Source organism: Planomonospora algeriensis (assembly GCF_977012225.1).
In genome coordinates, this window is the sequence record NZ_CDRNDK010000026.1 from 20,042 (window position 1) to 32,170 (window position 12,129).

General features: G+C 72.7%; 8 protein-coding genes and 1 pseudogene. 7 read left to right on the forward strand and 2 right to left on the reverse strand.

Translation table 11 applies throughout. The features are described 5' to 3' along the window. Positions 1-325: 325 nt before the first annotated feature. Positions 326-2,907, forward strand: a pseudogene (gene glgP / locus ACWJ6R_RS05205) (alpha-glucan family phosphorylase). 130 nt (positions 2,908-3,037) lie between these two features. Here glgP and ACWJ6R_RS05210 read toward each other — a convergent pair. After that, positions 3,038-3,391 carry a hypothetical protein gene (locus tag ACWJ6R_RS05210; RefSeq protein ID WP_449061095.1) on the reverse strand — a complete coding sequence of 118 codons (354 nt, stop codon included), beginning with the start codon at positions 3,389-3,391 and terminating at the stop codon, positions 3,038-3,040. Continuing rightward, the gene (locus ACWJ6R_RS05215) at positions 3,388-3,861 is read right to left on the reverse strand and encodes a hypothetical protein (RefSeq protein WP_449061096.1); all 474 of its coding nucleotides are present in this window, start codon (positions 3,859-3,861) and stop codon (positions 3,388-3,390) included. Before ACWJ6R_RS05215 ends, ACWJ6R_RS05210 begins: the two co-directional genes overlap by 4 nt. 224 nt (positions 3,862-4,085) lie before the next feature. Between ACWJ6R_RS05215 and ACWJ6R_RS05220 the strand changes: the two genes are divergently transcribed. From ACWJ6R_RS05220 to ACWJ6R_RS05245, 6 genes are all read left to right on the forward strand, one after another. After that, positions 4,086-5,609, forward strand: coding sequence for a glycoside hydrolase family 16 protein (locus ACWJ6R_RS05220; RefSeq protein WP_449061097.1), 1,524 nt, complete (start codon positions 4,086-4,088; stop codon positions 5,607-5,609). 120 nt (positions 5,610-5,729) lie between these two features. Then, entirely contained in the window at positions 5,730-7,850 is a 2,121-nt protein-coding gene (locus ACWJ6R_RS05225) for an amylo-alpha-1,6-glucosidase (protein WP_449061098.1), read from the forward strand. Between the two features lie 89 nt (positions 7,851-7,939). Beyond that, complete coding sequence (locus tag ACWJ6R_RS05230; RefSeq protein WP_449061099.1) at positions 7,940-9,055, forward strand: glycosyltransferase family 4 protein; 1,116 nt, start codon at positions 7,940-7,942, stop codon at positions 9,053-9,055. Between the two features lie 187 nt (positions 9,056-9,242). Then, on the forward strand, positions 9,243-10,016 hold the full coding sequence (locus ACWJ6R_RS05235; RefSeq protein ID WP_449061100.1) for an enoyl-CoA hydratase/isomerase family protein: 774 nt from the start codon (positions 9,243-9,245) through the stop codon (positions 10,014-10,016). 160 nt (positions 10,017-10,176) lie between these two features. Further along, positions 10,177-11,019, forward strand: a complete 843-nt coding sequence (locus ACWJ6R_RS05240) for a M55 family metallopeptidase (RefSeq protein WP_449061101.1) — start codon at positions 10,177-10,179, stop codon at positions 11,017-11,019. Between the two features lie 134 nt (positions 11,020-11,153). Then, on the forward strand, positions 11,154-12,129 hold a 976-nt coding region (locus ACWJ6R_RS05245), incomplete at its 3' end, for a serine/threonine-protein kinase (RefSeq protein ID WP_449061102.1).

The window sequence follows — 12,129 nt, forward strand, 5'->3', positions numbered from 1 at the left end:
CCCTGACCGGCCGCGGGGCAGGACGAGGCACCGCCTCCCGCGTGGACGGCCGGATCCCGGAGGCAGGTGCCGATGGCTCATATGTGGGTTGCCCCGATAGTGGCTCTTCATACCTGGCGGAGCGAAGATCCGGAGAGGTTCCTTCATGAGGATTTCTCCTTCCCGTCGCCGAGCCATCATCCCCCTGGTCGCCGGGCCATCGTTCTCCCCGCCGCCGGGCCATCAACCGACCGGGACGCGTTTGGGGCCGGGTGATTGCGGTGAGGGGGAGACGCGTGAGCAATTTGGTCGCCCCTGTGGCGTTGAGTAACTAGGGTCTGACAGCGTGAGAGCTATCCGCAGGTTCACCGTCCGCACCGTCCTGCCTCCGGAGCTGGCCGCCCTCGGCGAGCTCGTGCACAACCTCCGCTGGTCCTGGCATCCCGAGACACTCGACCTGTTCGCCGAGGTGGATCCGGACACCTGGGAACGGGTGGGCCACGACCCCGTGGCGCTGCTGGGAGCAGTCGAGCCCGAGCGCCTGCGCGAGCTGGCCGCCGACCGCCGCTTCCTGCGGCGGCTCGCCGACGCGGCCGACGACCTCCGCGAGTACATGACCGCCCCGCGGTGGTACCAGTCGCTGCCGGACGCCGCCCGGGCCGTCGCCTACTTCTCCCCCGAGTACGGCATCGCCGCCGCCCTGCCGCAGTACTCCGGCGGTCTGGGCATCCTGGCCGGCGACCACCTCAAGGCGGCCAGCGACCTCGGGGTGCCGATCCTCGCGGTCGGCCTGCTGTACCGGCACGGCTACTTCACCCAGTCCCTCTCGCCCGAGGGCTGGCAGCTGGAGCACTACCCGTCGCTCGACCCGGGCGGGCTGCCGCTGACCCTCCTGAAGGAGGCCGACGGCTCCCCCGTCCGGATCAGGATCGGCCTGCCCGAGCACCGCATGCTCCACTCCCAGGTCTGGGTGGCCCAGGTGGGCCGGGTCCCGCTGCTGCTGCTCGACTCCGACGTGGCCGAGAACGACAACGCCGAGCGCGACGTGACCGACCGCCTGTACGGCGGAGGCACCGACCACCGGCTGAAGCAGGAGCTGCTGCTCGGCATCGGCGGGGTCCGCGCCATCCGCGCCTACTGCCGGATCGGCGGGCACCCCGAGCCGGAGGTCTTCCACACCAACGAGGGCCACGCCGGCTTCCTCGGCCTGGAGCGCATCCGCGAGCTCACCGAGGCCCGGCTCTCCTTCGACGAGGCCCTGGAGGCGGTCCGGGCCGGGACCGTCTTCACCACGCACACCCCGGTGCCCGCGGGCATCGACCGCTTCCCGACCGACCTGATCGGCCGGCAGTTCGGCGGCGACAACGCCTGGCCCACCGTCCCGGTGGACCGCATCCTCGCGCTCGGCGCCGAGGAGGAGCCCGGCAAGTTCAACATGGCGGCGATGGGCATGCGCCTGGCCCAGCGGGTCAACGGCGTCTCGCAGCTGCACGGCGAGGTCAGCCGGGAGATGTTCCAGGGGCTCTGGCCGGGCTTCGACATCGAGGAGGTGCCGATCGGGTCGATCACCAACGGCGTGCACGCGCCGACCTGGGTCGGCCGGGAGATCATGGAGCTGGCCGGGCGGGAGCTGCCCTCGCTGGTGGACCGCGCCCAGGGCTGGGAGGGCGTGAACAAGATCTCCGACGAGGACGTCTGGAGCATCCGGGGGCGGATGCGCGAGCGCCTGGTCGAGGCGGCCCGTGTCCGGCTCCGCCGCTCCTGGCTCGACCGCGGCGCCTCGCCGGCCGAGCTCGGCTGGATCGACGAGGCCCTCGACCCCGAGGTGCTGACGATCGGCTTCGCCCGCCGCGTGCCCTCCTACAAGAGGCTCACGCTGATGCTCTCCGACCCGGCGCGCCTGCGCGAGCTGCTGCTCCACCCCGAGCGGCCGATCCAGATCGTGATCGCGGGCAAGGCGCACCCGGCCGACGAGGGCGGCAAGAAGCTCATCCAGCAGATCGTGAAGTTCGCCGACTCCGAGGACGTCCGCCACCGCATCGTCTTCCTGCCCGACTACGACATGGCCCTCGGCCAGCTCCTGGTCCAGGGCTGCGACGTGTGGATGAACAACCCGCTGCGCCCCCTGGAGGCCTGCGGGACCAGCGGGATGAAGGCCGCGCTGAACGGCGGGCTCAACCTGTCGATCCGCGACGGCTGGTGGGACGAGTGGTACGACGGGACGAACGGCTGGGCCATTCCCACCGCCGACGGCGTCGCCGACCCCGACCGCCGCGACGAGCTGGAGGCCGGCGCGCTGTACGACCTGATCGAGCACGAGGTGGCCGACCGGTTCTACGACCGCCCCGTCGACGGCTGCCCCGCCGCTGGCTGGAGATGGTCCGCCACACCCTGACCTCCCTCGGCCCGAAGGTCCTGGCCGGTCGCATGCTCCGCGACTACGTCGTCGACCTCTACACCCCGGCGGCCCAGGCCGCGCGCGCCCTGTCGGCCGGCGGGCACGACCAGGCCAAGGACTTCGCCTCCTGGAAGCTGCGGGTCGGCCGGGCCTGGCCCGGCGTGCGGGTCGAGCACGTCGAGGCGTCCGGCCTGGGCGACACCCCCGAGGTCGGCGCCTCCCTGGAGCTGCGGGCCACGATCGCCCTGGGCGAGCTGGATCCCGGTGACATCGAGGTCCAGGTCGCCTACGGCCGGGTGGGGCTCCACGACGAGCTGGTGGATCCCGACTACGCGTCGCTGACCGCCGACTCCCGGGGCGACGACGGCAGGGCCGTGTTCAACGGCGCGATCCCGCTGCAGCGCACCGGGGCCTTCGGCTACACCGTCCGGGTCGTCCCGTCCCACCCGCTGATGGCGGCCCCCGCCGAACTGGGCCTGGTCGCCGTCCCGCAGGAGCCCGAGGGCATGACCAACGGCACCCTGCGCTAGACACCCAGGCCGTCCGGGAGGGCACCACCCCTCCCGGACGGCCGGTGCACGGCTCCCGGACGCGACTTCTGTTCTCGGTTCGGCGGGGCACATCGTGGAGGGTCCGCCTCGGGAAACCGGGTTCCCGGGATCAGTCCGTCACCTTGGGATGCCCGGTGCCCGCATAGGTGATCCACACGGTGCGGTTCGGGTCATCGATCAAATACCAGATCCGGCCCCCGCCGGTGACCTCGTACTGCCAGCGTTCGACCTGCTCGCCCTTGTATAGGGCCTTTCCGAGGCTTCCTTTCAACCGGTGGTGCCGTTCGGGCTCGGCCTGAGACCGGGGATTCGCCCGGATCGCTTCGAACGCGCGTCGCAGGTTGCCGGGTGCGTGCCGGGCGAGGTGCTCCCAGCCGTTCGCGGCGTCGCCGCCGGCGAACCGGATCTCGTATTCGTCTCCGACCGCGGGGGGAGCGGCCCGGTCGCCGCGTTTGGGACTCATGCAGAGGTCTCCGGCGGTGGTACCGGCCCGAAGTCGCCCTCGGGCTCACGGGTGACCAGCGCGAGCAGCGCCGGATCAGCGTGGACTTCGGCGGTATGGCGCCACTGGGTCAGCAGCACCGCGATGGGGGCGAGGTTGTCGAGTGAAGCCGCTCCACGGGCCACTTCCACCAACTCATGAAGGAACGTCTCGGTGTCTTCGTCGGGCAGGAATGACACCCAGGGCAGCGCTTCGCGCAGTGCCGCCCTCAAGAGGGCCGGATCACCCACACGCACCAGGCCGGCCAGCAGACTGGCGGTGAAGTCGACCACTGCCCCGTCATGTTCGAGCTGATCGATCCGCATCAGCGCGAGATCACCCGCACCGCGCCGCCGTAACCGCAGGGCGCGGACCGTGCGCAACCGATCGGCCGTGGCGGCGGGCCGGTGCAGCAACTCGCTGAACGGCACTTCTTCATAGGCGGCGCTCATGACATCCACACTACTTCGGATGTCGGTGATCGTGGGGACCGCCGATGAAATCGGTGTGGCGTGGAGTTCTTCGCCGGGAGGGCGCGACCGCAGACGGTCCTCAGAGAGAGCGGACGGTCGTGAGGTGTCGGTCAGCGGTCGTAGGTGAAGAGGCGGATCGCGGCGTCCCGGATCCGGGCCGCCTGCCTCTGGGCGGACGTGCGATCGTCGTGGAGACTGGGGGCATGGCTGTTGAACGCGTTCAAAGGATGGCGGTCGTCGGCCGGACGTTCGCGACGGGTCTCCTCGGCGGCGCCGCGGCGGGAGCGGTCTCGGCGGTGCTCGCCGTCGTCGTGGCCGTCATCACCGGTGGTGAGAGCGCCGAGGGCGTCGGCGACTGGGCGGAGCGCGTCCTCCTGCTGATCCCCGCTTCGGTCCAGGTGGGGGTGATCGGCGCCCTGATCGGGCTGGCCGGGGGGTTCGTCGTCGCCGTGCCCGTCGCGGCGGTGATGGCGCTCGCGGCTCCTCTGCTGGCGGCGCGGCCGGCGCGGGCGCGGGCGGTGTGCGCCGCGGTGGTCCTGGCCGCCGCGGTCACGCTGGAGGCCGTCGTCCTGGTGGCGACCGGGGGCGGGGTGACCGACTCCCCGTGGACCGATGTGATGATCGTCTCGCCCGCCCTGGCGGCGGCGGGCGTCGTGGGGTGGCGGAGGGGACCGGCGCTGGTCGACGGAGCGGCCGGCCGAGGGGAAGGCGGGAGTCCTGTGGCGGGAGCGGACGGAGGCGGGTACGGCGTGGCCGAGGTGGCGGGAACGGGTGACGGCGGGTACGGCGTGGCCGGGGCGGCGGAGTGGTCGGGCGGGCCCGATCCGGTGACGAAGGCCGGCTACGTGCTGGAGTTCGAGGACCTCTTCGAGGGGGACCGGCTGGAGGAGGGCCGCTGGGTGCCGTACTACCTGCCGCAGTGGAACGGCCGTGCCGCCTCCGCGGCCCGGTACGAGGTCGGCGGGGGCCGCCTGGACCTGCTGATCGAGGAGGACCAGCCGCCCTGGTACCCCGAGCGGGAAGGGGGGCTGCGCGTCTCCTCCCTGCAGACCGGTGTCTTCGCCGGGCCGCTCGGGAGCACCGTCGGGCAGCACGGGCGCGGCTCCGGCATGGCGGTCCGCGAGGAGCAGCCCGCCGTCCGGCTCTACACCCCGCAGTACGGACTGATCGAGCTGCGGGCCAGGGCGATCGACGACCCGCGCTCCATGGTGGCGCTCTGGATGATCGGCTACGAGGACGCGCCCGAGCGGTCGGCGGAGATCTGCGTCTGTGAGATCTTCGGCCGCGACGTCGGGCCGGACACCGTGAAGGTCGGGATGGGCCTGCATCCCTTCGGCGATCCGGAGATCACCGACGACTTCACGGTGGAGACCATTCCCATCGACGCGCGGGAGTTCCACGTCTACGCCGCCGAGTGGACCCCCGACCGGGTCTCCTTCCTCGTCGACGGCCGCCACGTCAGGACCGTCCGCCAGTCGCCGCGCTACCCGATGCAGCTCATGCTGAACATCTACGAGTTCCCGGAGGCGCCGGAGCGGGACACCCCGCCGGCGCCGGAGCACCCGTACCCCAAGCGGTTCACCGTCGACTACGTCCGGGGCTACCGCCCGACGGCCCGGGCGGGGAGCCACCCCCGGAGCGACCTCCCGGCGGCCGGGGCGGAGAGGGCCAAGGCGGAGAGGGCCGGGGCAGACGGGTCCGGGGCGGAGGGGGCCGGGGACGACTGAGACGCCTGAAGGGCCGTGCCGTACCGGTCGTAACGCCGTGAAGTGCGCTTTCGTTGTTCCTTTCGGGATGAAGGGGGAATGGCTCAGGAGCCGGGAACCTTCCACATCGCGGAGACAACAGTGAACGCATGGACGTTCGAGGGCCAGCCGGGAGCGCTGGGCGGCACCACGGTGACCCTGGTCGAGGGCGGCTCCTTCTGCGTGTCCACCTGCAACGGCGACATCACCCCGGGCGGCGCCCAGGGGCTGTACCACGCCGACACCCGCCTGGTGTCGCGCCTGGAGCTGAGGGTGGACGAGGCGCCGATCGAGTCGCTCCGGACGATCAACCCCGAGCCGTACCACGCGATCTTCCTCGGCAGGACGGGCCCGCGGCCGGGTCAGGCGGAGAGCACCATGCTGGTGATCAGGGACCGCTACGTCGGCGGAGGGCTCCGCGAGGACCTGACCCTGCGCAACATGTCGGACGAGGCGGCCGGGTGCGCGATCACCCTGAACGTCGGCTCCGACCTGGCCGACCTGTTCGAGGTGAAGGCCGGACGGATCCTGCACGTGACCGACGTGGAGATGTCGTCCGACATCTCGGGCCTGCTGGTCATGTCCGCCAGCCGGGGGCGCGGGGCCAGAATCCTGACGAACCCCCTGCCGGCCATCGCGACGGGGCTGCTCAGCTTCCGGGCCGTCGTGCCCGCGCGCGGCGAGTGGACCGTCGCCCTGCAGGTCAACCCGATTGTGGACGGGGAGGAGACGCACGCCTGGTTCTCCGCCCACCACCCGGTGGAGCACGCCGAGCCGGCCCGGCGCCGCGCGGACTGGGAGCGCCTCGCGCCGGTCATCACCACCTCCAACCGGACCGTCGCCCAGGTCCTGTCCAAGTCGAGGGACGACCTCGGCTCGCTCCGGCTCTTCGAGGAGGACAAGCCCGGCGAGCCGCCGTCGATCGCCGCGGGCGCGCCGTGGTTCATGACGCTGTTCGGCCGCGACTCGCTGCTGGCCTCGTGGATGGCGCTCCCGATGGACCAGTCCCTGGCCCTGGGCACCCTGCGGCGGCTGGCCCGGATGCAGGGCCGGGCGGAGGACCCGATCTCGGAGGAGGAACCGGGCAAGATCCTGCACGAGATCCGCTTCGGCGTGCAGGACGGCGTGTCCGCGCACAACGGGCACGTCTACTTCGGTTCGGTGGACTCCACCCCGCTGTTCGTGATGCTCCTGGGCGAGCTGCGCCGGTGGGGCCTGTACGAGGAGGCGGTCGAGGAACTGCTGCCGAACGCCGACGCCGCCCTCGACTGGATCACCAGGTCGGCGGACCCGTTCCTGTACTACCGGCGCAAGACCGACCACGGCCTGCTCAACCAGGGCTGGAAGGACTCCGTCGACGGCGTCAACTTCGCCGACGGCACGCTGGCCCGCCCGCCGATCGCCCTGGCCGAGGTCCAGGGGTACGTCTACGCCGCGTACATCGCGCGGGCGCACTTCGCCCGGGAGGCCGGCGACCTGGCGCTCCGGGAGGAGTGGATCGAGCGGGCGATGCGGCTGCGGGACGCCTTCGACGAGCACTTCTGGCTGCCGGACCGCGGTTACTACGCGATGGGCCTGGACCGGGCCGGCCGGCCCATCGACGGTCTCGGCTCCAACATGGGGCACTGCCTGTGGACCGGCATCGTGAACGAGGAGCGGGCCGCCTCCGTCGCCGAGCACCTGCTCTCGCCGGAGATGTTCACCGGGTTCGGCATCCGGACCCTGGCCTCCAGCATGGGCGCCTACAACCCGATGAGCTACCACAACGGCTCGGTCTGGCCGCACGACAGCGCCCTGGTCACCGCGGGCCTGATGCGCTACGGCTTCGAGGAGGAGGCCCGGCAGGTCGCGTTCGGCCTGCTGGACGCGGCCAGGGCCTTCAACTGGCGGCTGCCGGAGCTGTACTGCGGCTTCGGCCGGGACGAGTTCCCCGAGCCGGTGCCGTTCCCCACCTCCTGCTCCCCGCAGGCCTGGGCCTCGGCGGCGCCCATCCAGCTGATGCGCAGCCTGCTCCGCCTCGACCCGTGCGTGCCGCAGAACAAGGTCTGGATGTCCCCCGTCGGGCTGACCAGCATGAAGATCGCCGGTCTGCAGCTCGCCGGCTCCCGCGTCACGGTCGACGTCGACGGCGGCGAGGTCTCGGTCACCGGGCTCCCGGAGCACGTCACCATGGTCGGCGAGCCCAGGCCGCCGCTGACCGCCGTCCTGGAGGACATCCACTGACCCTCCCGGGCGGACGCCCTTTCGATCTCCCCCCGATCAGTGGTCCGGATGTCCTTTTAGAAGGCCGGTCGGCCGTAGGCGAGGTTGAGATGGTTTCCGCAACGGGTCTTTCGGAACGGCGCGGCGCACTGCGCATCGTGATGGTCGCGCCGCCCTGGTACGAGGTGCCGCCCCGCGGCTACGGGGGGATCGAGTCGGTGCTGGCCGAGCTGATCGCCGGGCTGTCCCGGCGCGGGCACGAGGTCACGCTGGTCGCGGCGGGCAGGCCGGGGACGTCCGCGCGCTTCCTGCGCACCTACGCCTCGCCCCCCTCCGGGCGGATCGGCCAGGCGCTGCCCGAGGTGCTGCACGCGGCGCGGGCGCACGACCTGCTCTGCGGGATCGACGCCGACGTCGTCCACGACCACTCGCTGGCCGGGCCGCTGACCGCCGCCGCGCGCACCGCCCCGACCGTGGTCACCTGCCACCACGAAGTGGACGGGGAGTTCGGCGAGTACTACCGGGCACTCGGCCGCGAGGTCTCCATGGTCGGCATCTCCGCCGCCCAGCGACGGCTCGCCCCCGACCTGAACTGGGCGGGAGTGGTCCACAACGCCGTCGAGACCGGCTCGTTCCCCTTCCGCGAGCGGAAGGAGGACTGGGTGCTGTGGCTGGGCCGGTTCAACGAGGACAAGGGGGCGCACCTGGCCGTCGACGCGGCCCGCGCGGCAGGGCGGCGGATCCTGCTCGCCGGGCGGGTCACCGAGCCGGGGGAGCAGGAGTACTTCGACCGGGAGGTCGCCCCCCGCCTGGGGCCCGACGCGGTTTACGTCGGCGAGGCCGATGCCGTGCGCAAGCGCGAGCTGCTGGCGGGCGCCCGCTGCCTGCTCTTCCCGATCCTCTGGGAGGAGCCGTTCGGAATGGTGATGATCGAGGCCATGGCCTGCGGCACCCCGGTGGTCGCACTCCGCCGGGGGGCCGTGCCGGAGGTGGTCGCCGACGGTCTCACCGGGTTCGTCCGGAACCGGCCGGAGGAACTCGCCGAGGCGGTCGAGGCGGCCGGCGGAATCGATCCGCGGGCCTGCCGGGACCGGGTCAGGCGCCGCTTCGACGTCGCGGTGATGGCCGAGGGCTACGAGAGGGTCTACCGGGCGGCGGTGGCCGGCCCCGACGGTCTCCCGGATGTCGCCGGCGGGACGGGCGAGGCGGTGTTACCCGTCCGCTGACGCCGCCGCCGCGTCCCGCCGTACGGCACCGCGGGACCGGTCTCTCCCACTGCTCCGCCGTACGGCGCCCGCCGGCCGGTCCTTCCTCGCTCCGCCGTACGGCGCCCGCCGGATCCGGGGCGGGCGGGCCCCGCTCTATGGTGGGACGACATGGTGGGACGACGGCGTTTCCAGTGGAGGCACAGCGATGGGTGAGTTCGTACGGGTCGAGTCCGCCGACGGGGTCGCGACGATCAGGCTCGACCGGCCGAAGATGAACGCGCTCAACGGGCAGGTCCAGCGGGAGATCGCGGACTGCGCCCGGCAGGTGGACGCCGACCCCGGCGTGTACGCGGTGGTCCTCTACGGCGGCGAGCGGGTCTTCGCGGCGGGCGCCGACGTCAAGGAGATGGCGGACATGCCGTACGCGGAGATGTCGGCGCACTCCGCCGTGCTCCAGGACTGCTTCACCGCGGTGGCGGAGATCGGCAAGCCCGTCATCGCGGCGATCACCGGTTACGCGCTCGGCGGCGGCTGCGAACTCGCCCTGTGCGCGGACATCCGCATCGCGGGCGAGTCCGCCAGGCTCGGCCAGCCGGAGATCCTGCTGGGCATCATCCCGGGCGCGGGCGGCACCCAGCGGCTGCCCCGGCTGGTCGGCCCGGCGAAGGCCAAGGACCTCATCTTCACCGGCCGCCACGTGACCGCGGCCGAAGCACTGGAGATCGGGCTGGTCGACCGGGTCGTCCCCGACGCCGACGTGCACGCCGAGGCCCTCGCCTACGCCGCCCGGTTCGCCGGCGGCCCGGCGGCGGCCCTGCGCGCCGCCAAGCGCGCGATCGACCACGGGCTGGAGGCGGACCTCGACACGGGCCTGGAGATCGAGCGGCTGGCCTTCTCCGGGCTGTTCGCCACCGACGACGCCCGGATCGGCATGCGGGCGTTCGCCGAGAAGACCCAGGCGAAGTTCACCGGGCGCTGATCCCCGCCGACCTCGCCGAGACCGGACGCCTCCGGGACCGGACGGCCACGCCGGAGCCGCGGTCCGTCTCCTCCGCGTCGGCCGGGACCGGGGGCGTGCGGGGGCGTGAGCGAGGATGGGCGGGCCGGGCCGGGAGACGCGAGGAGGATGAGGGGCCGTCGTGAAGGTGTACGTGTCGGTGGACATGGAGGGCGTCACCGGGTTGACCGACCCGGAGGAGATGCAGGCCGGGGGACGCGGTTACGAGCGCGGCTGCGAGCTGATGACCGGCGACGCCAACGCGGTGGTGCAGGGGGCCTTCGAGGCCGGGGCGCGGGCCGTACGCGTCAACGACGCGCACGGGTCGACCAAGAACCTCAGGATCGACCTGCTCGACCCGCGGGCCACGCTCGTCCGGGGGCCCGGCAAGCCGCTGCGGATGGGCCAGGGACTCGACGAGACCTACGCGGCGGCCTGCTTCGCGGGCTACCACGCGCGGGCCGGGGTACGGCACGGCGTGCTCAACCACACCTGGATGGGCAAGGAGATCCAGAACGTCCACCTCAACGGGGAGATCTGCGGGGAGACGCGCCTGGTGGCGGCGTTCGCCGGGTCGCTCGGCGTACCGGTGGCGCTGGTGACCGGGGACGAGGCCGTCTGCGAGGAGGCGCGCGAACTGCTCGGCGACGTCGAGACGGTCGCGGTGAAGAAGGGCGTCGACCGGTTCTCCGCCGAGCTCCTGCCGCCGGTCGTCGCCCAGGCCCGCATCCGGGAGGCGGCGGCCCGCGCGCTCGGCCGGCTGGGCGACTTCCGCCCGTACGCGGTCGAGCCGCCCTACACGCTGGGCGTGGAGTGGAACTCCACCGCGATCGCGGCGGGCTGCGCGACCGTCCCGGGGGTACGGGCGACGGGGCCGCGGGAGACGGAGTTCACCACCGACGACTTCGGGCAGATCATGTCCCTGTTCGGCGTCTTCGCCATGATCGGCGGCCAGATCGCCTGCGGCAGCGGGATCTACGGCTGAGCCGGCCGGGCCCGCCTCGCACCGGCGCGTCCCGGCGGCCTCCTGGACGATCAGGTCCCGAAGCCGGCGGTGACCATGTCCTCACCGGCAGTGATTTCCCTTCATGGGGCGAGGCGCCCGCCGATAAGGCGGTCATGAGCTGGCTGCCGAGCGTGTCGAACGGGACCACCGCCGGGACCGCCGTCGGGACCACTGCGCCGACGACGGCGGTCCGGAGCGGGCCCGCCTTCCTGCGCCGGCTCGGGACGGACGTGGAACCGGTCGCCGAGCTCGGCCGCGGCGCGCACACGACGGTGTACCGGATCCGCCGTGACGGCGTGGACTACGCCTTGAAGGTGCTGCAGCGCCCCACGTCGGACCGGGAGCGGATGGCCGCGGCGTTCATCCGGGAGGCGGCGCTGCTGGCCCGAGTCGATCATCCCGGGGTTCCGAAGGTGTTCGACGCCGGGAGCGCGGACGGACACCCGTACCTGGTCCAGGAGCTGCTGGAGGGGCGGCCGCTCACCGCGTCGCTGGAGGACGCCCCGCTCCCGGAGCACCGGGTGGTGGCGCTCGCCGCGGACGGCGCGGCGGCGCTGGCGGCCGCCCACCGCGCCGGGCTGGTGCACCGTGACATCAAACCGGACAACATCGTCATCACCGGTGAGGGCCGGGCCCGGCTGATCGACTTCGGTCTCGCCGCGTCGGGTGACCGGGCGTCGACGGGGGAGGCCGCGGTGGGCACGTTCCGCTACAGCGCGCCGGAGCAGACCGGGATGCTCAACCGCCCCGTGGACCGGCGGGCGGACCTGTACGCCTTCGGCGTCGTGCTGTTCCAGGCCGCCACCGGTGTGCTCCCATTCGTCAGCGACAACGTCGGCGAGCTGATCGCGATGCACGCCAACCTGCCGGCTCCGGATCCGCGCTCGCTGCGCCCGGAGTTGTCGAGCGGGTTCGCCGAGGTGATCGGGCGGTTGCTGGCCAAGGACCCGGACGACCGGTTCGCCTCCGCCGACGAACTGCTCACCGCGCTGTCCCGGCTGGCGCCGGAGGTCGTCCCGCCCGCCCCGCGCGACGCGTCCGGGCCGGCGCCGGCGCTGGCCGGCCGGTCCGCCGAGCAGGCGGCGCTGG